Source organism: Clostridium pasteurianum DSM 525 = ATCC 6013 (genome assembly GCF_000807255.1).
Classification (GTDB): Bacteria; Bacillota; Clostridia; order Clostridiales; family Clostridiaceae; genus Clostridium_I; species Clostridium_I pasteurianum.
Map to the genome: position 1 here is coordinate 1,836,418 of NZ_CP009268.1, position 25,752 is coordinate 1,862,169.

Here is a 25,752-nt window from a genome sequence, read left to right on the forward strand (position 1 = left end):
ATAGTTGTAAAACATAAGAACAAGCAGGAGGATAAAATGTTAAATGATTGACATTTCTATAATTATTGTAAATTACAATACTAAAGATCTATTGAAAAATTGCATAGATTCAATCTTAAAAAATACATTTAATATAACCTACGAAGTAATTGTGGTAGATAATGCATCCAGTGATAATAGTGTTGATATGCTAAAAAGTGAATTTAAAGAGGTAAAGCTCATTGAAAGCAAAGTAAATGGAGGTTTTGCCTATGCTAATAATTTAGGTATAAAAATAAGCAAGGGAAGATACACCTTTTTACTGAATAGTGATACTATTATACTTAAGGATGTACTGGAAAAAATGGTTATATATATGGATAAAAATAAAGAGATAGGACTTTTAGGACCTAAACTTTTAAATGAAGATAGAACGCATCAGACTTCTATATCTGCTTTCCCCACTTTTAAAAGGGAAGTATATCATATATACAAGTTAAAAAACGTACTAAAGATACCCTTTATAAAGAATTTTTTTGTTAAGTTTGGAGGAAAATTGGGCTCAAAAGATTTAGAACAATATATGAAGAACTTTCAAAATATTGAGAGCCCGGAAAGAGTGCAGGTTCTAGTGGGAGCAGCACTGCTTATAAGAAGGGAAGTAATTGAGGATATTGGCATGCTGGATGAAAGATATTTCATGTACTATGAAGAAATAGACTTCTGCTATCAGGCCTGCAAAGCAGGGTGGCACAGGGTATATTATCCTTATGGAGAAATAGTACATCTTATTGGTCAGAGTAGTGAAAAAATAGGAGATGTAACTTTTTATGAAAGATATAGGAGTATGATTTTATATTTTAGAAAGAATTGTGGAAGATCAAAGGAGATATTAGTCAGAATAAACTTAGTTATTGCCTTATTATTTAGAATAATAGGTATGAGTTTTATGCAGATATTTAAATTCTCTAAATCTATAAGAGAAAACAGAAGAATATATATGAATACTATAAAAATGGCTGCAAACAATAGGGCAATTGAAACTAATCGATATTAAAGCAAGTTCTTAATTCAGGTGTGGATTCTTTTACCACATCTGAATTTTAGAACTGCGAATACATGGCTTACTTGGCGTTGAACTCCCACTTGAAGAAAAGTAGAGAGCCCAAATTTTAATTTGGTGCGAATCACTTTCACAGAGTGCAAGCAGAGAACCAAAATCTTCTTTTTGATTTTGTGTGAATCGCTGTACAGCGTGCGAGGGAGACTTACGCCAAGTTAATCAGGTGAAATTTTGGAAAGCAGTGTGATTATCTATGAGAAATAAAAACATGTTTATCTATTACATATTAATTGGATTAATTCTATTATATCCAATTATGCCTCAAGGATTGAATATAGGAAATATACATAAGATACCAGCTTTAGGGGATGTAATGCTATTTGTTCTTATATTGGCCTTCTTAGTTCATATTATAGTTTTTAGAAGGGAATTTATAAATAATTTATTGGATTTTTTTAAAGATTTTATGGGATTGTCATTTACAGTTCTCTTACTTATAATGATTATATCCATTTCCTATGCTACAGATAAAACCATTGCAATAACTGAAAGTGCAAGATTTTTGTCCTTTATTATATTGTATTTTATTATAAAATACAGTATAGATAGAGAAGAAGTAAAAGGTTTAATAAATTCGTATATGGTTATATTTACAGTTATAAATATATATGGAATATTTCAGAAAGTAACAGGATATGGTCTTTTAACGGGATATGCTATGGCAAATGGAGTTTTAAGAATCAATGGAACTTTTGATAATCCAAATACTTTCGCTGCTTTCTTAATCATAGGAATTTTCCCAGTGGTAATGTTTATAATTAGAAGCAAGTATGTATATCAGAGAATTGTTTATGGAATTTTACTAATAATGGCTCTATTTAACATTTATTTTACTGGTTCAAGGAACTCCTTTTTAGGTATATTAGTAGGTGGAGTAATACTGTCATTGGTATATAGTTTGTATTTTCTTATTGGATTAGGGGCTGTTGCAGTAATTGGCTTTGCAATACCTCAAGTGAGATCAAGAATTCTACAAATTGCTGTGGGAGATGAGGGAAGAATACAGATTTGGAGAACTGCCCTTAAAATGATCCAAGAACATCCTTTAAGGGGAATTGGCAATGGAAATTTTATTGAATTATATGACAGCTATGTAGCTAAATATAGATATTTGGTCTACAAAAATTATTCTCATTATCCCACACATAATTCTTATCTTAAAATAGAGTCTGAATTGGGGATAGTAGGTGGACTGTCATTTATTAGTATAATTGTAAATACCATCATTAAAATAAAGAAAGTTATAGTTAATATAGAAGATAAAAAAATAAATTTATTTTATGTTGGATTTTTTGCTTCAGCATCAGCTTTTTTATTTATGAATTTAATTGAAAATTTATTTTTTGTACCTACAGTAGTAGTGTATTTCTGGATATTTGTAGCAGCAGCAGATGGACTTTGTGATGAACAGCACTAAAATGGGTAAGATAGCTTTCCAAAACAATATCTCTTAAAGACGAAAAATAAAAATATTAAAAGACAAATATTTTCTAATTAACTACGGAGGAAAATTATGTTTTCTAAAATATTAGATTATCATGTATTTAATAAGAGTAAACTGGAGCTTATGAAATACATAAAGACCTTTAAAAAAGTGCATATCATATCAGGAAATCCTGAAGTGCTCTATAATGGATTATATGACAAATCAATATTTAAAGGCTGTAGTGAATATAACTCTATAATAATTCCGGATGGTATTGGTGTAGTTATAGCTTCTAAAATAGTTAAAAAATCAGTTGAAGAAAAAATTCCAGGTATTGAAGTTATGGATGAAATAATAAAGTATTGTGAAAGAGAGAGTAAAGCCATATATCTTCTTGGAGCAAAGCAGGAAATTATTGATGAGTGTATAATAAAGCTTAAATTTAAATATAGTAAGCTGCAAATTGCTGGCAGTCATAATGGATACTTTGATATGAATAGCTGTGAAGATATATTGCAGGATATAAAAAATTCAAAACCTTATGCTATTTTTGTGGCTATGGGATGTCCTAGACAGGAAAAATTTATAAATATGTACATGGACAGTTTGCCTGCATCTGTATATATGGGAGTAGGGGGAAGCTTTGATGTAATTGCAGGTAAGGTAAATAGGGCTCCCAGATGGATGATAAAATTTGGATTGGAGTGGCTCTATAGGGTAGCTAAAGAGCCTTGGAGAATAAAGAGACTTGGATCTATTCCTAAACTTATATTGAAAGTTATATACAACAAATATATAATAAGAAAGGAATAAAATTCTATTTATTTTAAGTTGTATAATCAGTTATGAGTAAAATTTTTACAAGATAGATAGTATTGATTAACATAAATTTTAGGAGTTGGTAAGGATGAAAATATTAATAACTGGGGCTAATGGTCAGCTTGGAAGAGAGCTTCAAAAACAATATGCAGAAAAAGATGTTGAGATTATTCCAACAGATGTAAAAGATCTGGATATAACAGATGTAAATGAGGTAAATAAATTTGTAAAAGAACATAAACCAAATGTAATTATAAATTGTGCAGCACATACACAGGTGGATAAATGTGAGGAACAATTGGATTTAGCCTATAAAATAAATGCTGTAGGCCCTAAAAATTTAGCTTCAGCAGCTTTTTCCATAGGAGCTGAAATTGTTCAGGTTTCTACTGATTATGTGTTTAATGGAAATGGAAATACTGAGCTTACTGAATTTGATACTACAGATCCTCAAACGGTGTATGGAAAAACTAAATTAGATGGAGAAAACTTTGTAAAAACTTTAAATCCCAAATATTATATTGTAAGAACTGCATGGTTATATGGAGATGGAAATAATTTTGTAAAGACTATGATAAAACTAAGTGAAAATCATAATGAATTAAAGGTTGTAAATGATCAGATAGGAACACCTACCAGCACTGTAGATTTAGCTAGTGTAATAATAAAACTTATAGATGAAAAAAATTATGGACTATTCCATTGTACCTGCAAAGGTGTATGTTCTTGGTATGATTTTGCTAAAGAAATATTCAGGCTGAAAAATATTGATATAAATGTTATTCCATGTACTACAGAAGAATTCCCAAGACCTGCAAAGAGGCCTAAATATTCTGTGCTTAGAAATTACATGTTGGAAATTACAACTGGAGATATAACAAAAACATGGCAGGAGTCACTAAAAGAGTATATAGAAAATCTGGATATGTAATTACTAATTAGGAACTCGTACTTTAAAGGTGCGAGTTTTATTAAATGATATATTAGTTCATAATATAAACAGAGTTTAAGTTATTATCTGTAATTATAGATTAGATAAATTTAAGCTCATATATAAATTTTTCAGGAAAGGTAGTTAAATGAATAGAGTAGCTAAAAATTTTTTACTTACGATTTCTTCAAGTTTGATATCTCAGGTTATAGTGTTTTTTACAGGTACTTATTATGCCACTAAAATAGGAGCTTCTTATTTTGGTACAGTGAATACGGTTCAGGCAATGATATTGTATTTTACTATGGTAGTACTTTTTGGCCTTCAAACCTATGGAACCAGAGAAATTGCAAAGGACAGAGAAAATATAAAACAGGTAGTGGGTGATATACTTATCTTTAGATTTATATTATTTATTTTAAGCTTTGCAGTTATAGTTATTATATCTTCGGCCTTTGAAAATAATATAAATTCTATAAAAACTTTATTTATATTGTATGGACTAACACTACTTCCTACTGCTATGAATATTGACTGGGTATTTAATGGAATACAGGAAATGAAATACAATGCTGTTTATAATATCATTAAAAATATAATTCCATTTATTTTAATATATATCTTTTTAAGAGAAAAGAGCCAAGTTTATTATATACCCCTATTTACTTTTATAGCATTATTTATTGGAACCATATATCAGGGATACATATATTTTTTTAAGAAAAGATTTACTTTAAGTATTAATCTAAATAAGAAGAAATTTATTTCCTATGTAAATTTTGGACTTCCATTTTTAATTTCAGGAATACTTGCCATGATAAATACCAATGTGGATAGAATAATAATAATGTTCACTAGGGGAAGTGAAGAAGCAGGGATATATGGATCAGCTTATTATATAATTCTATTTTTAATAAATATTGAAACCATGATTTTTACACCTATATTTCCACTTATTATAAATTATTTTAACAATAATGACAGAGAGAATTTAAAAAAGCTTATGAATAATACCTCAAAGATAATAACTGCTTTTATTATGCCCGTTGTAATAGGAGGAATTCTTCTTTCAAAGGATATAATAGTGCTGCTCTTTGATAAAAGTTTTATAGGTGCTTATTCACCATTTATTATATTATTATTATATGCTTTAATACTTTTTTTTAGAGAAATATATGGTTGGGGATTGAACGCCTGTGGTATGGAGAAAAAATATTTAAAGACTGTTACTATATCAGCCTTAGTAAATTTAATATTGAATTTAATATTTACTCCTAGATATGGTATGAATATGGCTGCTGCAATAACTGTGCTATCAGAAATAATAAATATAGTGATGATGAGGTATTATGCTAAAAGAATTATAATAGTTTCAAACTATATTAATATAATAAAATCTTTATTTCCTTGTTTTATAATGGCTATTGTAATAATTATTTTAAAATATTTTAATATAAATGTAGTTTTTACCATAATTTTAAGTGCCATATTTTACAGTATATTTATAATTATAACGAAGTATATAACATTACAGGAAGTAAGGAGTATTTTAATTGGAAAGAACGGCGGTGTGTAATAAGTGAGATATTATGTATTATATCCAAAGGCTGAAAATGTACACCTAATAAAAGATGTAGGAATGATTGCTTACAAATTACATAAACTCTATGGATATAATTCCTATATAGCTAGCTATAACAATGATAAGTATTATTACCTAGACGAAGAAGTAAAAGGAATTAAAATGGACTTTATTCAGAAGAAAAATAAAAATTTAATAAATATATTTAAATATTTGAGTAAAAATTCTAAAAATATAGATGTACTTCAAATATTTCACATGACTTTTAATTCTGTAGTTTATGCTTTATTATATAAATTTTTTAATAGGCGCGGTATAATATTTTTAAAACTTGATTGTACAGAATTAATTTTGCAGAAGATAAAGAATATGAAATCTATTGAAAGAATATTTTTTAACTTTTTCCTTAGCAGTGTAGATATTATAGGAGTGGAGCAGAAATATATATTTGACAGGTTAAAATACTTGATTGGTAAACATAGCAATAAATTAATTAATGTACCCAATGGTATTGATTTTGAAGCTGACTATTTTAAAAAGGATATAAATTTTAAGGATAAAGAAAATATAATCTTGAATGTGGGCAGAATTGGAAGCAGTGAAAAAGCTACAGACTTACTTATGAAGGCTTTTTCATTGATAGATGAGGAAATAAGAAAAGAATGGAAGCTCGTATTTGTAGGACCTGTAGAGGATTCTTTTAAAGAGACTATAGAAGATTTTTTTGAAAAATACCCCAATATAAAAGCTGATATAATATTTAAAGGTCCCATATTTAATAGAGAAGAATTATTTCAAGAATATAAAAAATCAAAAATATTCTGCCTCACTTCTGCTTATGAAAGTTTTGGAATAGCATTGATAGAGGCTATAGCTTGTGGCAATGTAATAGTTTCTACTAGAGTTGGAATAGCAGAAGAAATTGTAAAAGAGGGAAAAGGAGCAGTAGTTAATGTAGGAGATTATAAAGCTATAGCTGTTGAATTGAAAAAACTAATGACCAGTGATAATTTAGATAAATATTCTGAAGAAATGAAAAAATATTGTAAGAAACAGTATAATTGGGATAACATAGTTGAAAATTTACATTATAGAATAAATAATATAAGAGGAAAAAGATGATATGAATATAGATCCAAAAGTTTTTATAGTAATATTAAATTTTAATTCTTTTAAGGATACAAAAGAGTGCTTATTTAGCTTAAAACAATTAAAATATAGTAATCATGAAATAATAGTTGTAGATAATTCATCTACAGATGGCTCCTATGAAAAGTTGAAGAGAGAATTTAGTACATATAATATTATAAAATGTAATGAAAATTTAGGCTATGCCAGCGGAAACAATTTAGGAATTAAATATGCTTTAAAAAATAATGCCGAATATATCTGCATATTAAATAATGATGTAATAGTAGAAAGTGATTTTTTAGATAAAATAATTGAAATTATGGAAGAACATAAGGAGATAGGTGTAGCTGGACCTTGTATATGTAAATATAACAATAAAAATATTATACAAGCTATGGGGGCCAAAATAAATTTATATACAGGGCTTACTCAAGGAAAATATAAAAATTATAAATACAATGAAATTCCTAAAGAAAATTCTTTTGTAGATTATCTGGGAGGAGCCTGTTTTGTATGCAGAAGAGATGTATTTGAAGATATAGGATTAATACCTGAAAATTATTTTCTATTTTTTGAAGAAACAGAATTTTGTTATAGAGCAAGTGCTAAAGGATATAAATTGCTATGTGTATATGATAGTAAAATTTATCATAAAGGATCTTCTACTATATCTAAATATAGTGGATTGAGTTATTATTTTTTAAATAGAAACAGAGTAATTTTTATAAAAAGAAATGCTAATATGTTAGAGAAAACTGTATTTTCTATATATATTTTTATTGAGGCTATAGGAAGAATAATAATTAGAAGAGAACCTTTTAGCCTAATTAAAAATATTATACACGGATTTAAGGCCGATACAGAAAATATAGATATGGAAACGGTAAATAAATTTGTAAAGTAATATATTTTATTAAAAGTATAAAGTTCAAATAACAAATATCAAATGAAAAAAGTGATAGGAGTAAATATACCTATTAAAAATCAACTTTCCACTGAGAAAAATTTCGTTATTTTCTCCAGTTACAAATTTAAGCTGAATAATATTCATTTAAGTACACATAATAAATAGAATAATAAATATAAAATTTCTAAAGGAGTGCAGTTGAATGGATTTTTATGATGTAGTAGAAAATAGAAAAAGTATAAAAAGATTTAAATCTACAGAAGTGAAAGATGATAAGCTTGGTAAAATGATTAATGCTGCAATGATGGCACCTTCTTGGAAAAATAAAACTTCTTATAAATTTGTTATAGTAGATGATGATTATAAGAAAAATATAATAGCTTCTGCTGTAAAAAATAGTTCTGATGAGGTTGAAAAAGCTATAAAAGAGGCACCCGTGGTAGCTTTAATTGCTGGAGAGCCAGAAGATTCTGGGAATATAGATGGAAAACCTTTATATTTAGTAGATAGTGCAATTGCTATGGAACATTTTATATTAGCAGCTTCTAATGAAGGCTATGGAACTTGTTGGATAGCTTCTTTTGATGAAAACACCATAAGAGATATATTAGATATACCAAATAACTTTAAAGTTGTAGCTTTGACACCAATTGGTGAAATAGCCGAAGAAAAACAGCATAACCCTGTAAAAAATGTAAATGAACATGTTTTTTTAAATAAATGGAATGTTCCTTTTAGTAAAAAGCATGAAAAGACTTTACTCAGATAGAAAAAATAAATCTTAATAAGAAACTATCTTACAATGGATATTGTGTTTTGTGAGATAGTTTCTTATTAATTATATGAAGCAAATAAATTACAATTCATATATACCTTAGTCATTCACTTTCTATTTTGTATAATTTTCTATACAAAATTTTTATTATATATGATAAAATATTATTCATGTAATAGTAATTTTATAATTTATTTATGAAAGTGGTGCTTAAAAAAATGTATGAAAATATGACAATAGGGGAATTTTCAAAAGTACTTTCCAGTAGTTCACCAGCTCCAGGGGGTGGCGGCGCAGCAGCCCTAACAGCGGCATTAGCAGCTTCACTTACTTCTATGGTATTTAATCTTACTATAGGAAAAAAAGTATATGAAGATTATGATGATTCCATAAAAGAATTAATAAAAGAAAGTTTAGCAAAGATGGAAGAGGCAAAGGATGAATTTATTACATATATAGACAAAGATGGAGCAGCTTTTTTAGAAATTATTAATGCTTTTAAAATGCCTAAGGACACAGAAGAAGCAATACAGCTAAGAAGTAAGGCTATAGCTAAAGGTTATGAAAATGCTGCTAAAGTACCTATGGAGTTAATTGAAAAGACAAATAAAATATACGAGATGATATCTGTTGCCTGTGAATACGGAAATAAATTTGCAGTGTCAGATGCGGGATGTGCTGCTATACTTGCTCACTCAGTGATAGAGATAGCTGTATTAAATATAGGTATAAATCTATCTGGTATAAAAGATGAAGCCATAAAAAATAAATTGGAAGAAGAATCGCAAAAACTATTGCAGCAAAGTAAAAATAATAAAAATGATATAGTTTATGTGGTAAATAAGATTCTTGGAATATAGGAAAAGGACAAAACTTTTCTCAGTTGATAGTGAACAGTGGAAAGTCAAAATATCAAAGTTGAAAGAACAAATTTAGTTAATATAGATAAACAACTTTAATGATTAATCTTTATAAATAAAAGCATTTAAAATATTCTGTTTTATCAATTCGTAGATTAAGTTTTCATATTGTTTATCTATAGTTAAAATTTAAGAATTAAGAGTTATTGATGCTTTGTTAGAAATAAAGTATTGCAGGTAACTAGTTATCAGATAATTACCTAAATATTAGTCATCACATAAATATTTAGGTAATTATCTCAAATTATAGCTAGTAATCCTATGGTATTTCGGACATAAACAGAGTTCTTTGTATCTGTATTTTAGATACTTAGAAATCGTTATTTAGGGACCTATAAAATAAAAAATCATGGTAAATCATTTAAACTCTTAAATTCATATCCCTGACTTTTCCATTCTTTTATTAGAGAATCCAATATTTCTGTATTGGTTTTTGAAACTGCGTGTAATAAATATATGCCACCGGGATGGCTTCTTTTTAAAATAAGTTTTTTTGCATTTTCAGGATTAGGCTGATTATCTTTAAGCCAGTCTTTATAAGCTAGGCTCCAAAATATTGTCTTATATCCAAATTTACTTGTATAGGACAATGATAATTCACTATACCTTCCCATAGGTGGTCTGAAAAACTTATTCATATCATAACCAGTAGCTTCTTTGTAGGCTTCTTCAGTAGAAGTAAGTTCCCATTTAAATTTTTCTTCATCTGTAATAGTTGCCATGGAAGGATGAGTATTAGAGTGGTTGCATACTAAATTACCTTCATCTGCCATACGCTTTACTAATTCTTTATTTGAATTTATATAGGGCACTGTAACAAAAAAAGCAGCTTTTACATTGTTGACTTTCAATATATCTAAAATTTTTGCCGTATAGCCATTTTCATATCCCTCATCAAAGGTTAAATATATATATTTATGATTTACATCTCCTACATAATAAGCTCTATATTTTTTTAATATATCTAAGCTGCAATCAGTTCTTGGAGTTTTTCCATCGGGCTCAGGTACAAAATACCAACTATTTTCCTTAGTACTTAAATTATCGGAAAATTTCTTAGCTGAAAAAATTTTATCTATACCATTATTTTTTACAATATCAACAGCGGATACATTATTACAAAAAGTTGCACATAATGCAATTATCAGTGTTGAAATAATAAATAGTTTTTTCATATTCTTTATCTCCTCGTTATATGTTATAATCTAGTATTGTAAGAATTTAAGATTTTTAGTCGATAATATTTTATGCATACTGGAGATAAATATACAATGGAAATAAGTACAATGCTGAAGGATTTTTTAGATAAAATTAATGAATTATACAATATAATTTTACAGCCAATAGATAATATCTATAAGAATATCTCAATTAATAAGTATAAGAAAAAAATGAATATGGATGAAAATCAGTATTTTTCAAGTATATATTATAGTTTTATTAGAAAAAATAGAGCAAAGGGAATTGTATATACTCCTGAAGAAATATCAAATTATATGATTTTAAACACTGTAAAAATTGAGGATATAATAGACAATCCATTTATAAAAATAATGGATCCAGCCTGTGGATGTGGAAATATTATAATTCCCTGCTATAAATATTTACTTAAACTTTATAAAGAAAATATAGATACTATAAATAAAAGTAATAATATTAACTTAAATAAAAAAAATCTAAATACTCATATAATAAAAAATAATCTATTCGGATTTGATATAGATAAAAATGCTATAAAAATATTATTAATAGATATATTTAGCGAAAGTAATTATATCTATCCTGATAATTTTATTCACCAGGATTTTTTAGTAGAAGATGTGCTCAAGAAGTTTAATGTAATTATAAGTAATCCTCCTTACATTGGTCAAAAGTCCATAGATAGAGATTATAGTTTAAAGCTAAAGAATTTATATAGGAAAGTTTATAAGGATAAAGGTGATATTTCTTATTGCTTTTTTCAAAAATCCATTTTGAATTTGGAAAAAGATGGAAAGATATCCTTTATAACTTCCAGATATTTTTTAGAGTCTCCCAGTGGAGAAGAACTTAGAAAAATATTTAAAGAACTATGTTCTATAGAAAAAATAGTGGATTTTTATGGTATAAGGCCTTTTAAACAAGTTGGTATAGATCCTGTTATAATATTTTTAGTTAATTCTCAGAATATGAAGAGAGACATAGAAATTATAAAACCCATTGGAGATATAAAGAAAAGTAAAAAATTATTTTATAATTCTATTTTTTTTAATGAAGGTAAATACTATAAAAAATTTTATATAAAAAAGAATGCTCTAAATAACAAGGGATGGATATTAAGAGATGAAATAGAAAGAAATATTATAAACAAGATAGAGAAGAACAGTTTCACTGCCTTGTCTAATATATGTTATAGTTATCAGGGAATAATTACAGGTTGTGATAGAGCTTTTATAGTAGATGATAAAACTGTAAAAAATGAAGATATTGAAAGGGATATATTAAAACCTTGGATAAAAAGCAGTTCTATAAATAAAGACAGTATAAATGAAAATTACAAATATATAATATATTCGGATAGTATTGATAGCAAAGAAAATTATCCTAGAGCATTAGATCATATATCCACCTATAAAGATAGGCTTTTAAACAGGAGAGAATGTAAAAAGGGCATAAGAAAATGGTATCATCTTCAATGGGGAAGAAACAAGAGTATTTTTGAGGGTGAAAAAATTATTTTCCCCTATAAATCTGAAAATAATAGATTTGCACTAGATAGAGGGAGCTTTTTTAGTGCAGATGTATATGCTTTAAAGCTTAGAGAAAATGTTCCGTTTACCTATGAATATCTTCTGTTCTTATTGAATAGTAGGATATATGAATTCTATTTTAAAACCTTTGGTAAAAAACTGGGAGAAAATTTATATGAATATTATCCTAATAATTTGATGAAACTTTGTATTCCAACTATGAGAGATGTTATGGAGGAGGACTATCTGTATAATATATTTAAATTTACAGAGAAGGAAATAGATATAATAGAAAAGCAGACCTGACTATAAACGTGAAGATCTGCTTTTGCACTATGGTTTTAAATTTAAAGTGATAAATAGTCCAATTACAGGGAAGTTAATAATTCATCTAAATCTGGAGAAAGTATAACAAATTGTGGTTGATTTAGATGGATTTAATTAATTACAAGTTACTTTATAAGGTCTTCTACATATTTTGGCAATACAAAAGCTGCTTTATGAATTTTTTTAGTATAGTATTTAGTATCTAAATCTTCGTATTTGTCAAGATTTACAGTTTCAGGATCATATTTCTTAGAACCTATGGTAAAGCTCCAATACCCTCCTGGATAGGTTGGTATAGCAGCCATAAAGAGTTTTGTAATTTTAAATATGGCCTTTGAATCATTAAAAACTTTTTTTACAACTTCTGGTAAGTAAAAAGGTGTTTCTGTTTGAGCTATAAATATTCCATCCTCTGTGAGACATTCTTTTATCTTTTCATAGAAGCTTCCACCAAATAGTCCTTCAGCTGCACCAAAAGGATCTGTTGAATCAACTATTATTACATCAAATTCATTTTTATGATCATTTACATATTTTATTCCATCGCCTATAAATATTTCACACCGAGGATTATCTAATTCACAACTTATTTCTGGTAAATATTTTTTACACTCTTCTACTACATCACCATCAATTTCACATAGTACGGCTTTTTCTACGGAAGGATGCTTTAATACTTCTCTTATAACGCCTCCGTCACCGCCGCCTACTACTAATACTTTTTTTGGATTTGGATGTGTAAAAAGTGGAATATGAGCCATCATCTCATGATATACAAATTCATCTTTTATAGTAGTCTGTATTATGCCATCCAGTACTAGCATTCTTCCGAAAAAGCAGGTATCCAGTATTGCTAAATCTTGATATTTGGTTTTTTTCCTTACTAGTGTTTCTTTGACTTTATAAGTCATAGCAGCATCTTCAATTTGAGCTTCTTTTATCCACATTTCCATATGTAAAATCCTGATTTTATAAAGTAATATAAATTTTATATACATTAAATCAGGATATTCACCTACCCTTCATATTTTATATTTATATTGGATTCTAACTTATTAGAGTTAGTTTTGGAATAGCATTAATATTATAACAATAAGTGAAAATTTCAGCAATATTTAATTGTAAAATCTAAACATTATATTCAACTTCTAATTAGTTATTATAATATTCTATATTTTTTAACTATCTACTAATTGAGACCAATATATCTTTTTATTTTAAAATATTCACTAAAATAGTATTTACAGTAATAGATTTATTATTATAATAAAGAATAATTTATTATAAATTGTATAAAAAAATAAAAACTGTCAAAAATTAAAATGTAAAATAATTTATTACAAAAGAAGGAAAATAAAGAAAAGTATAGAATTAATTATATGTTTTGTATTTATAAAAATAATTATTGTAAAAACTTAGGGGGAGATTCAATGTATATAGAATTCTGTAAGAGTGAAGATAAACTAATTATTAAATTGACTGGTGAACTTGATCATCATAGTGCAGAAGAAGTAAGAAATAAAATTGATGATAGACTTGAAAGAACTGGATATAACAAAGTAATATTAGATTTTTCAAATGTAAATTTTATGGACAGTTCTGGTATAGGCGTAGTTATAGGAAGATATAAAAAGATTTCTATGAGAAAAGGACAAATATGTATAGCAAATGTGCAAGAATCTGTTAAAAGGGTATTTGAACTTTCTGGGATGTTTAAAATTATAAAGTTGTACAAAAGTGTACAAGAAGCTATTGAGGTAATATGAAACTTAAAGTATTATAACATAGATAGTGATATAAATATAAAGCGTAATTATTATTTTATACGGGGGGATTTTAATGTACGATAATATGATGAAAGTAGAATTTTTGAGCAAGTCTCAAAATGAAAGCTTTGCAAGAGTGGCAGTAGCAGCTTTTGCATCACAGCTGGATCCTACTATTGAAGAGATTACAGATATTAAAACTGCAGTTTCAGAAGCTGTTACCAATTCCATAATACATGGTTATAAGGATAAAAAGGATGGAATAGTAGAAATTACAGCAGAATTAAATAAAAATGAAATTACTATAATTATCGTTGATCATGGTTGTGGCATTGATGATATAGAACAAGCCAGAGAGCCACTATATACCTCAAGACCAGATCTTGAAAGATCAGGTATGGGATTCACTGTAATGGAAACCTTTATGGATAGTGTGGAGATAGAGTCAAGTAAGACTGGTACAAAGATACGTATGAAGAAAAAATTTAAGTCTTTAGATATAGATTAAAAAAACTAAGTTTTTATAATGAGAGGAGGGAAAGAGCGAATTTAGCTTATGGGTATGGTTAGAGATGCGATGAAAAAAGATAGTTATGACTATAATGAAAATGTAAAGCTTATTTCTGAGGCTCAAAAGGGAGATAAAAGTGCATTAAACAAGCTTGTAGAAAATAATTTGCCTCTGGTATCGGCTATAAGTAAAAAGTTTTTAAATAGGGGTTATGAATATGATGATATCTTTCAAATAGGTTGTTTAGGTCTCGTAAAGGCTGTAAATAATTTTGATTCAAAGTTTGAAGTTAAATTTTCTACTTATGCAGTACCTATGATAATAGGCGAAATTAAACGATTTTTAAGAGACGATGGTATAATTAAAGTGAGTAGAAGTATAAAAAATGCTGCAAGGAAAATTCATTATGATAAAGAGACTCTTACAAAAAAATTAAATAGGGATCCTACTATAGAAGAACTTTCAAAATTTTCTGGAATGAATGTAGAAGAAATATTATTTGCTACAGAATCTGCAAATAATCTTCAATATCTTTATGATGTCATTCATCAAGATGACGGTTCTCCAGTAATGCTTATAGATAAAATAAGTGAAAATGGTGAGGAGGATTCTAAGGTAGTAGACAGAATAGCTTTAAAGGATGCATTAAATAATTTAGATAAAAAATCAAGACAGGTTATAATGCTCAGGTATTTTAAGGATAAGACACAAGTACAGGTTGCTAAGATGCTGGGAATAAGTCAAGTACAAGTATCTAGAATAGAAAAAAAGGTATTAAAGGTAATGAAGGAAAAACTTAGCGGATAGCGTGGAATAAACCACGCTATTTTTTATATAAATACATATTTGAGGGGTTAAAAATACATTAAATGCAGATAATATATTTATGAGGAATTTAAAGAAAAAGGTAATTATAGTTACAGACGGCGATAGAATTGCCAAAAAAGCTGTAGAAAAGGCTGCAAAAAATATTCACGGAAGATGTATTTCCATGTCAGCAGGAAATCCAACAAATTTAAAAGGAAGTGACATTATACGACTTATAAATATAGCTAAATATGATCCCGTAGTTATTATGGTAGATGATAGAGGAAATACAGGCAAGGGAAAAGGTGAAAAAGCTATGGAATATATTATCCATAGTGGTGAAGTTGAAGTAATGGGTATAGTAGCTGTAGCATCTAATACAAATGGAGGAAAAGGGGTAAGAGTAGATATATCAATAGATAAGTTCGGAAATATATATAGCTGTGCTGTGGATAAAAATGGAAATAAAATCAATAATAAAATTTTAAAGGGGGATACAGTTAACTCTTTAAATAGTTATCCAGACTTATTTGTAGTGGGAATAGGAGATCCTGGAAAAATGGATGATCTTGATAGTATATCCATAGGATCACCTGTAGTTACAAGGGCTTTACAGGAGATAATAAAAAAATATAGAAATGGTAATGGGATTTAACCACATTGCCATTTCTATATTAACTTAGTTATTAGGAGTATTTTTATTTACATTGGAATTTGTAGTTTCAGCATTATTATCAGTACCCTTATTTTCACCGGTATTCGATGAATTTCCATTTTGGGAATTAGAATTTTGATTTGTCTGTTGTGTAGTATTCCCGTTAGTATTATTTCTACTATTAGTTGAATTACCTGCATTCGTAGTATTTTTATTACCAGAAGTATTCTGTTTATCTGTACTATTAATAGTTCCATTATTATTAGTATTATTAGTACTATTAGTGTTTGTGGAATTAGTACTATTAGTATTATTATTATTTTTATCTTTTGATTTATCTTCTACAGGAGTATTAACATCATCCTTTTTAGTTTCTGGTGTACTAGGCTTTGAATATTCTGTAGGTGCTGTACCATCTAAGAATAATTCGCTGTATCCACCATTATTCATAAGTTTACCGTCAGCAGCATTTACATTATAATCTTCTATTCCTGCAGGCCTTTGCAGGTCTTTTACAGGTAAATTTTTTGTTGCCTCTTTCATAATTAATCCCCAGACTTTTGCGGAAGTAGAACTCCCTGCAGGAGGAGCAGATTGCTGGTTGTCATTTCCAATCCAAACAGCACCAGAATAATAGGGAGTAAGTCCACAGAACCATACATTTTTCCCTTTAGTACTAGTACCCGTTTTACCAGCAGCAGGCATATCACCAAAGTTTGCTGCAGTACCTGTTCCGCCTCTTGTTAGTGGACCTTTTAGTAAATCATACATTATATAGGCTGTCTGTGGAGAAATTACTTTCCTAGGTGATGCTGAATTTTCCAATACATTGTTACCATTTTTATCTACTACCTTTGTATAAAGTCTAGGGGGTATATATAGGCCGCTGTTACCAAAAGTACCATAGGCAGAAGCCATAGTAGTAGTGTTACTACCAGGATTTAATTCACCAAGAGATAAGGCGGCTATTGAACCTTTATCAATGGAACTTAATTGTAAACCAAATTTTTCTCCATAGGCAGCACCAGTAGATATACCTAATTTATCTTCAATTTTTACAGCAACAATATTAACGGAACGTTTTATAGCATCTCTTATGGTAGTAGGACCATTGTATTTATAATCGTCATTATTAGGTTGATAACCTGAATATTTGCTGGATACACTTGCAGACAGTGGACTATCTTCAACAATAGTAGCAGGAGTAATAAGTTTTTCTTCTAGGGCAGGAGCATAGACTGTAAGAGGTTTAATTGTTGAACCCACAGCTTGCTTAAAGTTTGAACCATAGGCCCTGTTATAGGAACCAATAGGTTGAGCTCCTCTTCCACCTACTAGAGCTTTGACTTCTCCGGTGCGATAATTTACTAAAGTAGCAGCAGCTTGGGGCTCAACTATGCCTCTACTATCTGTTCGTGATGTAAAACCAAAAGAAGCATCATTATTTAAAATAGTCTGTGTTGAATCCTGAAGATTTCTATCCATAGAGGTGTAGATTTTTAGTCCTCCATCACTTATTAAATTATTTACCTGTTCATCGGTATAGCTATACTGGGATTTTAAATCATTTTTAACCTGTTCTACTGCAGCAGATGAAAACCATTGATAGGTGTAAGTACTGGTGTTTTTAGTCTGATGGAATTTCAATTTGCCACTATCTAGATCATTTAGTGCATTTGAATAATCTGCATCATTTATATAATTATTGTCATGCATTTGCTGAAGTACTGTCTTTGTTCTGTTTATATAAATTGACGGATTCTTTTGAGCAGCAGGTGAAAATGGATAATAGGCAGAGGGACTTTGAGGAAGTCCTGCTATAAAAGCACATTCAATAAGATTTAAATCTTTTACATCCTTATCAAAATATTGCTTTGAGGCCGCTTGAACTCCATTAGCTTGACCACCAAGATATATAGCATTAACATAAGCCTCTAGTATTTCATTTTTAGTTAATTGCTTTTCAAGTTCAGTTGCCAGATAAGCTTCTTGAATTTTTCTTCTCCAGGATATCCTGTTTTGAAGAGAATCAGCTAAAAACATCCTTTGTTTTATAAGCTCCTGAGTTATGGTAGAAGCTCCTTGAATACCTCCTCTTTCCCTTAAAACTTTATTTTTTACGTTGATGAACATGGCTCCTATGATTCTCTTTACATCAATTCCTTTATGTTGGTAAAACCTTTGATCCTCTATACTTATAAATGCATTAGTTAAATTTTTTGGTACAGAATCCAAATTTATTATAGTTCTTTTTTGTGTGGTTATCACCGTATCCATAATTTGATTTTTATCATCATATAATACAGAGGGTTGATCTAAATTTAATATAGTTCCATTTACATCCAAGGCTGGAGCAGTTTTTATTATAGCTAAACCCATACCTAAAGCTGCTACAGAACCTATAACGATTGCACATAATAAAGTTATAAAAAATATTTTAAATGCCTTTAAAACTGGATTTTTTTTCTTATCTGTTTTTCTCTTATTTGTTTTTTTCTTTTTAGTAGTAGTAGCACCACTACCAGTGGTATTTGCCATAAAATATCCTCCTTAAACTACAACTAATGCCTTAATATTATAGCATAATATTAGCTGTTATTAAAATTACTCCATATTAAATTAAGTATTTTAATAGATTATTAATAAATTTATGTATAAAGTTTTATTTATTATATACCAAATACTGTAATTATTCCAGCTGAATTTCATACATATTTATAGTAGAACACAGAGGTCAATAAGATATTATACAAAAGCATATCGTTTAGTTGAAAACCTATAGTGGAGAGTTGAAAAGGACAAATATAAAAGTTTAAAGAACAGATTTAGTTAAGGTTAAGAGTTAAAAATTAATAATAAAGGATTATTTATTATTAAAATTATGTTTAATTATAAAAGATTTGTACTGTGAGGTGATTAAGATTAATACTAAGACTAAAATAAAAACATTAATTGTACTAATCGGTATATTAATTGTATTCAACATTTTTTTATATGAGTTAAATAAAGTAATAACCCCGGCTCTTTTAAATATCGCAGATGAGGAAATAAAAAAGAGAACAGTGGACATACTAAATAAGACTATTCTTGAGGAGTACAGTAATAAATTTGATTATGATAAAGTTATAAGAATTGAGAAAGATTCAGAGGGAAATATTATAATGCTGAGAGCTGATACATTAAAGATGAATCAAATTGCCTGTGATGTGGCAATAAGAAGTCAGGAAAAATTAAAAAATTCAGGAAATATATATATAAAAATTCCCATTGGATATATTTTTAAAAATAATATTATATCTAATTTTGGGCCAAAAGTTACTATAAAGGCAAATCCCATTGGCAGTATTGATACTGAATACTCATCAAAATTTCAAAGTCAGGGGATAAATCAGACTAAACACAGTATATACATAAATGTAAAGACAAGTGTCAGAGTGATTTTTCCAATGAATACGAATAGAATTGAAGTGAAAACTCAAATACCTTTAGCTGAGACTGTTATTGTAGGAAAGGTACCTGATACTGCACTGCAGTTTGACTTAAAGAATGCAGGTTTTGATTTACCTTAATACAATAGCCCTATCCATTGTATTTACAATAGATGGCTTATAGTATAAAATTATTTAATAAGCAAAGTATGGAGGAATATTACAGCACCACGAACCTGTATATAAATGTTATGAGATAAATATTTACTAATTAAGATGTGAAGGTGATAATATGATTTTAGGAAATATAGATGGAATAAGGAAATCTCTATTGGAGAAATTAGAAGAAATATATGAAATGAAGATTCCAAAATATAATATAATAACAGAAGAATTATCCTATACTATATGTTATGTAACGGGAATGATAAATAGAGAAGTAAGTGTAGTTATAGATAGGAGAGGAAATGTTGTAAGTGTGGCAATCGGTGATAGTTCTACAGTAGAGCTGCCTTTAATTGATGTAAAGGAAGGAAAACTTGCTGGAGTGAGAATAGTTCATACACATCCCGGCGGCAATTCAAGATTGTCCATGATAGATGTATCTGCACTTATAAAATTAAAGCTGGATTGTATAACAGCTGTTGGAGTAAAAGAGGGTAATATGACAGATATTACAGCAGGATTTTGCAGTGTACAGGGGGATCTACTGAAACCTGAAATAATTGGTCCTATGAGTATTAAGAAGGCTATGGAGTTAAACTTTATAGATAAGATTAAATATATACAGGATACAATAAAAATTGAAAATATAAAAGAAGACAATAGTGAAAGGGCAATTATAGTAGGCATAGAGAGCAAAGAAAGTCTTGAAGAACTAGAAGAACTTGCAAAAGCTTGTAATGTACAATGTCTTCACTCTGTACTTCAAAAGAAAGATAAGATAGATACAGCCTTCTATGTTGGCAGCGGAAAAGTAGAAGAGATAAATCTCATAAGACAAAGCTTATCAGCTAATCTAATAATTTTTGATGATGAACTTACAGGCTCTCAAGTGAGAAACTTGGAAGAAATTTTAGGAATAAAAGTAATTGACAGAACTACACTTATACTGGAAATATTTGCTACGAGAGCTAGAACTAAAGAGGCTAAAATTCAAGTGGAATTGGCTCAATTAAAATACAGATCCACAAGACTTATGGGACTTGGAAGTGTAATGTCCAGAACCGGCGGTGGAATAGGAACCAGGGGACCAGGAGAAAAGAAACTGGAAATTGATAGAAGGCGTATAAGAGAGAGGGTATATGATCTTACAAAAGAGCTGGAAAAGGTAAGAAGAAACAGAGAAACTCAAAGAGAAAAGCGAAGTAATCAAAACATACCTAAAATTTCCTTGGTGGGATATACAAATGCCGGAAAGTCAACACTTAGAAATAAACTTTGCAGTATGGCAGCACCTAATGATTCTGTAAAAAAGGAAAATGTATTTGAAGCGGATATGCTGTTTGCTACCTTGGATGTAACTACAAGGGCTATAGTTTTACCAGATAACAGGACCGCTACGCTAACAGATACGGTTGGATTTGTAAGAAAACTTCCTCATGATCTAGTAGAGGCATTTAAATCCACTCTAGAAGAAGTAATATATTCAGATTTACTTTTACATGTGATAGATACTTCTAATGAAAATGCCCTTGTACAAATTGAGGCAGTAGAAAAAGTTTTGGAGGAACTGGGAGCTGGTGATAAACCAGTTATATTGGTACTCAATAAAATAGATAAGGCCAGTAAAGAGGAAATTAACTGTATAAAAGATAAATATAGTAGTTTATATATAATAGAAATTTCCGCAAAAGATAATGTGAATTTAGATGCTCTATTAGAAAGTATATGTAATAATCTACCCAATAATTTAAAAAAGGTAGAATATATTATACCTTATAGTAATCAAAGTGAAGTAGCCTACCTTCATAGAAATTCCAAAATTGATGAAGAAAAATTTTTAGAAGAAGGTACAAAAATAGTTGCAGAAGTAGATGATATAACTTATAACAAGTACTTAAAATATAAAGTATAGCCTTTGAAAGGAATTTAACATGAAGATATATGCTGTAGATTTCAGTGAAGAAACACCTAAATATGCACAAATTTCAAAACACATAAAAAAATTGATAGATAAGGGAAAAATAAGAGATGGAGAAAAATTGCCTCCTATAAGAAAATTATCATCATTTTTAGGAGTAAATAATGATACCATTATAAATTCCTATAAAAAACTTCAGAGTGAAGGTTATGCTGTCCAAAAAATGGGCAGTGGTACCTACGCTAAAAAAAGGGAAGAAAGTAGAAAATTAAAAAGAGACTATGCTGAAACTTTTAAGAAGATGAAGGGTAAAGATTTAGATAATTATATAGATTTTGCAGGAGAAACTTCCTGTAATATATTTTTCTCAATAGACAATTTTAAAGAAGTAATTAATGAGGTAATAGACAGAGATGGTGTTAATGCATTAATCTATCAGGAAGCATTAGGTTTTGAGGGACTTAGAAAGAGTATAAGCAAATATTTTTGGAATAATAAATTAGCTATAGAAGATATTTTAATAGTTTCTGGGGCACAGCAGGGAATAGATATTGTATCAAAGGCAATGATTAACGTTAATGATAATGTAATAGTTGAAAAACCAACTTACAATGGAGCACTTTTTGTTTTTAAATGGAGAGGTGCCAATATTTTTGAAATAGATATGGAGAAAGATGGAGTAGGTCTGGAGGATTTTAAAGAAATATTGAAAAAGAATAGAATAAAATGTTTTTATACTATGAGTTATTTTCAAAATCCAACTGGAATGACCTATAGCAGAGAAAAAAAAGAAGAAATACTAAGCCTAGCAGAAAAATATGACTTTTACATAGTAGAAGATGATTACCTTTCTGAGCTGATTTACAGTCCGAATATAAAATATGAGAGCTTCAAGAGTTTGGATACAAATAACAGAGTTATATATATAAAAAGTTTTTCAAAAATATTTTTACCAGGTATCAGATTGGGATATCTAATTTCCCCTAAAGAAATTAAAGAACAAATAGAAAATTCCAAGGTAAATACAGATATATCTACTTCTAGTCTTATGCAAAGGGCTTTGGATTTATACATAAGAAAAGGTTATTGGAAAGATTATATAAATAATATAAAGTCCATGTATTTAAAAAGATATAATTATATGGAAAAGTGTATTAAAGATATTTTAAAAGATAAGGTGAGTTTTAATAGTCCCGGAGGCGGTTTTAATTTTTATCTTAAAATAAATGACCATATTCCTGTAACTTCAGATAGATTGTTTTATAAATGCAAAAGAAAAAAGGTACTTATTTCTCCAGGAGTTTTGTTCTATAGAGATAGAGATGATGGTGTAAAATATTTTAGACTAGGCTATTCACAGACACATGAAACTAAAATAAAAAAGGGAATAGAAATTATAGATAAAATACTTACCTTTGATAAAGATAATTAGGAACTAGGTGTTTTATATATGGAAAGTGATAGAATGGATAACGGATTAATAAATTTTAAATGGGATTATATTGACAGCTATACAGATGAGCAAATTTCGTATTTTTTATTTTTAGAGGGAAAATCTATTGAAGCCATAAGCAAAATAAGAAATATTGATAGAGTAACTGTACAAAAACACATTATTGAAGGGAAAATAAAATATAGATTCCTTGCAAAGAGTAAAAATCCAAAAGAACTTTTAGACAGCATTTCAAGGGCAGGAAAATATGACAAAACCTATCTTATATCTAATATGGACGAGAAAAATAAACAAGCATTATTGAATTATATAAGAGAAAAATACGTAGAACTGTATGGAAAAGATAAAGAAACTGCTATTTGGATTTTAGGAGAACTTAAAGATAGGAAGTCTAAGGATATACTTATAAAAGCTTCTGTACATAAGCACGTAAATGTTAGAAGAATGGCTGTTTCGGCTATGGGAAAAATAAAGGACAGTTCCTTTGAAAGTGCACTTTTAAGGGCACTGGAAGATATGAACCCTCAGGTGGTTTCCTATGCTATAAAAGCATTTATAAAGATCAATAGTAAAATTGCCCTTAATAGAATACAGGAAATAAAAAAGAGTACTGATAAAGATTATTTAAAGAGGTTGTGCGATGAATATATTAACAGTATATAATTTTGCAGATCCCTTAAGTTCTACTTCCACTTAGTAAGATTCATTGATATTTAGGAGAGATTTAAATGAGTTATTATACTATAAAAGATGAAACAAGTTTTCAATTTGAAGAGAAAAAATCAATTTTTATAAGTAATATTAAAAGAGTTTATACTGAAGAAGAGGCAAAAGAATTTGTACAAAGTATAAAGGCAAAATATAAAGATGCAAGGCATAATGTATATGCATATATTGTAGGTGAAAAATCTCAAATTCAGAGATACAGTGATGATGGAGAACCCCAGGGAACAGCAGGCATCCCAATACTTGAAGTCATAAAGAAAAATGGAATAACAGATGTAGCAATTGTAGTTACTAGATATTTTGGAGGAATTCTCCTTGGAACAGGAGGCCTTACAAGAGCCTATTCGAAAGGTGCAGCTTCTGCCATAAAAGAGGGTAAAATTGTACTTAAAGTTATGGGGAAGGCTCTTTCAGTTACTGTAAATTACGATCTTTTGGGAAAAATTCAGTATTTATGTGAGAAGAAAATGTGGCATATAGAGAATTTAGAGTACACTGATAAAGTCAAAATGACAATTTATTTTGAAGAGTCAATTTTAGAAGAAGCTAAAAAGACTTTTATTGAAGTTGCTTCTGGAGGTTGTGAGTTTTTTGAAGGTGAAAGCAAGTATTATTTTAAAATAGATAATAGGCTATTTCCATAACAAATTGATTTACATTTAACATAAAATATTTTTTATGTTATAATATTTAAAGTTTATTGGATATTTTTTAATTTAATAAAATTAATTAAAATGTGTACATAGCAATGTTAGGAGGTTTTTTTATGTCAGGACATTCAAAATGGCATAATATTCAAGCTAAAAAAGGTAAAGCAGATGCTCAAAGGGGTAAAATATTTACAAAAATAGGAAAAGAAATAGCTGTAGCATCTAAGGCTGGTTCTAATCCGGATACCAATGCAAAATTAAGGGATGTTATAGCTAAAGCAAAAGCTAATAATATGCCGCAAGATACAATTACAAGAGCAATAAAAAAAGGAGCAGGAGAATTAGAGGGAGTAAACTATGAAGAAATAGTTTATGAAGGCTATGGTCCAGCAGGTGTAGCAGTTATAGTAAATGTTTTAACAGATAATAAGAACAGAAGTGCAGGAAATGTTAGATATATATTTGACAGAAATGGTGGAAATCTAGGAGCAAATGGATGCGTATCCTTCATGTTTCAGAGAAAGGGCCAGATAATTATTGAAAGAAAAGATGGTCTTGATGAAGATGAGGTTATGATGGCTGCACTAGACGCTGGAGCAGAAGATTTTAATGCAGAGGAAGAAGCTTTTGAAATAACTACAGCTATGGAGGATTTCTCCCAGGTTAGAGAATCTCTTGAAGAAGCTGGTTATGAATTTGCCTCAGCAGAACTTACTATGATTCCAGACACATATACACAGCTTAACTTAGAGGATTCTGAAAAAGTTCAAAAATTAATAGACAAACTTGAAGATGATGACGATGTTCAAGACGTATACCACAATGCTGAATTCCCTGAGGAATTTGAAGGATAGGAGTTTTGCAGGTCCTTCAAGACCTATATAAATTTCAATTAAATAGGCCGTCTCAAAATGATTAAAAAACATCTTGAGGCGAGCCTCTTGTATTATATCTTTATTCTTGCCATAATTAGTAATTAGGGGCTTAAGAATACATATTTTAAATGTATTCTTAAGAAGATACA

At 28.8% G+C, this 25,752-nt stretch carries 23 protein-coding genes; 20 read left to right on the forward strand and 3 right to left on the reverse strand.

The features are described 5' to 3' along the window. Positions 1 to 43: 43 nt before the first annotated feature. The 9 genes from CLPA_RS08295 (at position 44) to CLPA_RS08335 (ending at position 9,533) form a co-directional block, all read left to right on the forward strand. On the forward strand, positions 44 to 1,036 hold the full coding sequence (locus CLPA_RS08295) for a glycosyltransferase family 2 protein (protein WP_003443710.1): 993 nt from the start codon (positions 44 to 46) through the stop codon (positions 1,034 to 1,036). A gap of 259 nt (positions 1,037 to 1,295) precedes the next feature. Next, positions 1,296 to 2,519, forward strand: a complete 1,224-nt coding sequence (locus tag CLPA_RS08300; protein WP_034830737.1) for an O-antigen ligase family protein — start codon at positions 1,296 to 1,298, stop codon at positions 2,517 to 2,519. Positions 2,520 to 2,615: 96 nt separating this feature from the next. Continuing rightward, positions 2,616 to 3,341 carry a WecB/TagA/CpsF family glycosyltransferase gene (locus tag CLPA_RS08305; protein WP_003443716.1) on the forward strand — a complete coding sequence of 242 codons (726 nt, stop codon included), beginning with the start codon at positions 2,616 to 2,618 and terminating at the stop codon, positions 3,339 to 3,341. Between the two features lie 94 nt (positions 3,342 to 3,435). Further along, entirely contained in the window at positions 3,436 to 4,278 is an 843-nt protein-coding gene (gene rfbD, locus CLPA_RS08310; RefSeq protein WP_003443720.1) for a dTDP-4-dehydrorhamnose reductase, read from the forward strand. 148 nt (positions 4,279 to 4,426) lie between these two features. After that, the gene (locus CLPA_RS08315; protein ID WP_003443722.1) at positions 4,427 to 5,854 is read left to right on the forward strand and encodes a flippase; all 1,428 of its coding nucleotides are present in this window, start codon (positions 4,427 to 4,429) and stop codon (positions 5,852 to 5,854) included. Between the two features lie 3 nt (positions 5,855 to 5,857). Next, a complete protein-coding gene (locus tag CLPA_RS08320) occupies positions 5,858 to 6,982 on the forward strand; it encodes a glycosyltransferase family 4 protein (RefSeq protein ID WP_003443723.1) in 1,125 nt (374 codons plus the stop codon). 1 nt (position 6,983) lies between these two features. Further along, a complete protein-coding gene (locus tag CLPA_RS08325) occupies positions 6,984 to 7,895 on the forward strand; it encodes a glycosyltransferase family 2 protein (RefSeq protein ID WP_003443727.1) in 912 nt (303 codons plus the stop codon). Between the two features lie 205 nt (positions 7,896 to 8,100). Beyond that, positions 8,101 to 8,667 carry a nitroreductase family protein gene (locus CLPA_RS08330; RefSeq protein WP_003443730.1) on the forward strand — a complete coding sequence of 189 codons (567 nt, stop codon included), beginning with the start codon at positions 8,101 to 8,103 and terminating at the stop codon, positions 8,665 to 8,667. A 224-nt stretch (positions 8,668 to 8,891) separates the two neighbouring features. Beyond that, complete coding sequence (locus CLPA_RS08335) at positions 8,892 to 9,533, forward strand: cyclodeaminase/cyclohydrolase family protein (RefSeq protein WP_003443733.1); 642 nt, start codon at positions 8,892 to 8,894, stop codon at positions 9,531 to 9,533. A 407-nt stretch (positions 9,534 to 9,940) separates the two neighbouring features. Here CLPA_RS08335 and pdaA read toward each other — a convergent pair whose 3' ends face one another. After that, a complete protein-coding gene (gene pdaA, locus CLPA_RS08340; RefSeq protein ID WP_003443735.1) occupies positions 9,941 to 10,768 on the reverse strand; it encodes a delta-lactam-biosynthetic de-N-acetylase in 828 nt (275 codons plus the stop codon). Between the two features lie 96 nt (positions 10,769 to 10,864). On the opposite strand from pdaA, the gene CLPA_RS08345 reads away from it, so the two are divergent. Further along, positions 10,865 to 12,628 carry an Eco57I restriction-modification methylase domain-containing protein gene (locus CLPA_RS08345; RefSeq protein ID WP_003443737.1) on the forward strand — a complete coding sequence of 588 codons (1,764 nt, stop codon included), beginning with the start codon at positions 10,865 to 10,867 and terminating at the stop codon, positions 12,626 to 12,628. A gap of 146 nt (positions 12,629 to 12,774) precedes the next feature. On the opposite strand, the gene speE is transcribed toward CLPA_RS08345, so the two are convergent. Then, positions 12,775 to 13,602 (reverse strand): polyamine aminopropyltransferase, encoded by an 828-nt coding sequence (gene speE / locus CLPA_RS08350; RefSeq protein WP_003443740.1) that lies wholly within the window; start codon positions 13,600 to 13,602, stop codon positions 12,775 to 12,777. A gap of 477 nt (positions 13,603 to 14,079) precedes the next feature. Here speE and spoIIAA point away from each other — a divergent pair, with 477 nt between their 5' ends. The 4 genes from spoIIAA (at position 14,080) to CLPA_RS08370 (ending at position 16,388) form a co-directional block, all read left to right on the forward strand. After that, positions 14,080 to 14,415, forward strand: a complete 336-nt coding sequence (spoIIAA, locus tag CLPA_RS08355; RefSeq protein ID WP_003443743.1) for an anti-sigma F factor antagonist — start codon at positions 14,080 to 14,082, stop codon at positions 14,413 to 14,415. A 73-nt stretch (positions 14,416 to 14,488) separates the two neighbouring features. Continuing rightward, on the forward strand, positions 14,489 to 14,923 hold the full coding sequence (spoIIAB, locus tag CLPA_RS08360) for an anti-sigma F factor (RefSeq protein WP_003443747.1): 435 nt from the start codon (positions 14,489 to 14,491) through the stop codon (positions 14,921 to 14,923). Between the two features lie 54 nt (positions 14,924 to 14,977). Next, complete coding sequence (gene sigF / locus CLPA_RS08365) at positions 14,978 to 15,733, forward strand: RNA polymerase sporulation sigma factor SigF (protein ID WP_003443750.1); 756 nt, start codon at positions 14,978 to 14,980, stop codon at positions 15,731 to 15,733. A 79-nt stretch (positions 15,734 to 15,812) separates the two neighbouring features. Next, positions 15,813 to 16,388 (forward strand): stage V sporulation protein AE, encoded by a 576-nt coding sequence (locus CLPA_RS08370; protein WP_003443753.1) that lies wholly within the window; start codon positions 15,813 to 15,815, stop codon positions 16,386 to 16,388. A gap of 24 nt (positions 16,389 to 16,412) precedes the next feature. Here CLPA_RS08370 and CLPA_RS08375 read toward each other — a convergent pair whose 3' ends face one another. After that, positions 16,413 to 18,926 (reverse strand): transglycosylase domain-containing protein, encoded by a 2,514-nt coding sequence (locus CLPA_RS08375; RefSeq protein WP_003443756.1) that lies wholly within the window; start codon positions 18,924 to 18,926, stop codon positions 16,413 to 16,415. Between the two features lie 374 nt (positions 18,927 to 19,300). Between CLPA_RS08375 and yunB the strand changes: the two genes are divergently transcribed. From yunB to CLPA_RS08405, 6 genes are all read left to right on the forward strand, one after another. Then, a complete protein-coding gene (gene yunB, locus CLPA_RS08380) occupies positions 19,301 to 19,957 on the forward strand; it encodes a sporulation protein YunB (protein ID WP_003443759.1) in 657 nt (218 codons plus the stop codon). Between the two features lie 151 nt (positions 19,958 to 20,108). Beyond that, positions 20,109 to 21,893 (forward strand): GTPase HflX, encoded by a 1,785-nt coding sequence (hflX, locus tag CLPA_RS08385; protein WP_003443762.1) that lies wholly within the window; start codon positions 20,109 to 20,111, stop codon positions 21,891 to 21,893. Positions 21,894 to 21,912: 19 nt separating this feature from the next. Next, entirely contained in the window at positions 21,913 to 23,331 is a 1,419-nt protein-coding gene (pdxR, locus tag CLPA_RS08390) for a MocR-like pyridoxine biosynthesis transcription factor PdxR (protein WP_003443765.1), read from the forward strand. An 18-nt stretch (positions 23,332 to 23,349) separates the two neighbouring features. Further along, positions 23,350 to 24,015: a HEAT repeat domain-containing protein gene (locus CLPA_RS08395; RefSeq protein WP_003443769.1), complete on the forward strand. Its 666-nt coding sequence runs from the start codon at positions 23,350 to 23,352 to the stop codon at positions 24,013 to 24,015. Between the two features lie 65 nt (positions 24,016 to 24,080). After that, a complete protein-coding gene (locus CLPA_RS08400; protein WP_003443774.1) occupies positions 24,081 to 24,722 on the forward strand; it encodes a YigZ family protein in 642 nt (213 codons plus the stop codon). A 122-nt stretch (positions 24,723 to 24,844) separates the two neighbouring features. Further along, positions 24,845 to 25,582 carry a YebC/PmpR family DNA-binding transcriptional regulator gene (locus tag CLPA_RS08405; RefSeq protein WP_003443775.1) on the forward strand — a complete coding sequence of 246 codons (738 nt, stop codon included), beginning with the start codon at positions 24,845 to 24,847 and terminating at the stop codon, positions 25,580 to 25,582. Positions 25,583 to 25,752: the final 170 nt, after the last annotated feature.

Coding starts and splice junctions, on each gene's coding strand:
- CLPA_RS08295 (WP_003443710.1), top strand. CDS start 44: ATGATTGACATTTCTATAATTATTGTAAATTACAATACTAAAGATCTA.
- CLPA_RS08300 (WP_034830737.1), top strand. CDS start 1,296: ATGAGAAATAAAAACATGTTTATCTATTACATATTAATTGGATTAATT.
- CLPA_RS08305 (WP_003443716.1), top strand. CDS start 2,616: ATGTTTTCTAAAATATTAGATTATCATGTATTTAATAAGAGTAAACTG.
- rfbD (WP_003443720.1), top strand. CDS start 3,436: ATGAAAATATTAATAACTGGGGCTAATGGTCAGCTTGGAAGAGAGCTT.
- CLPA_RS08315 (WP_003443722.1), top strand. CDS start 4,427: ATGAATAGAGTAGCTAAAAATTTTTTACTTACGATTTCTTCAAGTTTG.
- CLPA_RS08325 (WP_003443727.1), top strand. CDS start 6,984: ATGAATATAGATCCAAAAGTTTTTATAGTAATATTAAATTTTAATTCT.
- CLPA_RS08330 (WP_003443730.1), top strand. CDS start 8,101: ATGGATTTTTATGATGTAGTAGAAAATAGAAAAAGTATAAAAAGATTT.
- CLPA_RS08335 (WP_003443733.1), top strand. CDS start 8,892: ATGTATGAAAATATGACAATAGGGGAATTTTCAAAAGTACTTTCCAGT.
- pdaA (WP_003443735.1), bottom strand. CDS start 10,768: ATGAAAAAACTATTTATTATTTCAACACTGATAATTGCATTATGTGCA.
- CLPA_RS08345 (WP_003443737.1), top strand. CDS start 10,865: ATGGAAATAAGTACAATGCTGAAGGATTTTTTAGATAAAATTAATGAA.
- speE (WP_003443740.1), bottom strand. CDS start 13,602: ATGGAAATGTGGATAAAAGAAGCTCAAATTGAAGATGCTGCTATGACT.
- spoIIAA (WP_003443743.1), top strand. CDS start 14,080: ATGTATATAGAATTCTGTAAGAGTGAAGATAAACTAATTATTAAATTG.
- spoIIAB (WP_003443747.1), top strand. CDS start 14,489: ATGTACGATAATATGATGAAAGTAGAATTTTTGAGCAAGTCTCAAAAT.
- sigF (WP_003443750.1), top strand. CDS start 14,978: ATGGTTAGAGATGCGATGAAAAAAGATAGTTATGACTATAATGAAAAT.
- CLPA_RS08370 (WP_003443753.1), top strand. CDS start 15,813: ATGAGGAATTTAAAGAAAAAGGTAATTATAGTTACAGACGGCGATAGA.
- CLPA_RS08375 (WP_003443756.1), bottom strand. CDS start 18,926: ATGGCAAATACCACTGGTAGTGGTGCTACTACTACTAAAAAGAAAAAA.
- hflX (WP_003443762.1), top strand. CDS start 20,109: ATGATTTTAGGAAATATAGATGGAATAAGGAAATCTCTATTGGAGAAA.
- pdxR (WP_003443765.1), top strand. CDS start 21,913: ATGAAGATATATGCTGTAGATTTCAGTGAAGAAACACCTAAATATGCA.
- CLPA_RS08395 (WP_003443769.1), top strand. CDS start 23,350: ATGGAAAGTGATAGAATGGATAACGGATTAATAAATTTTAAATGGGAT.
- CLPA_RS08400 (WP_003443774.1), top strand. CDS start 24,081: ATGAGTTATTATACTATAAAAGATGAAACAAGTTTTCAATTTGAAGAG.
- CLPA_RS08405 (WP_003443775.1), top strand. CDS start 24,845: ATGTCAGGACATTCAAAATGGCATAATATTCAAGCTAAAAAAGGTAAA.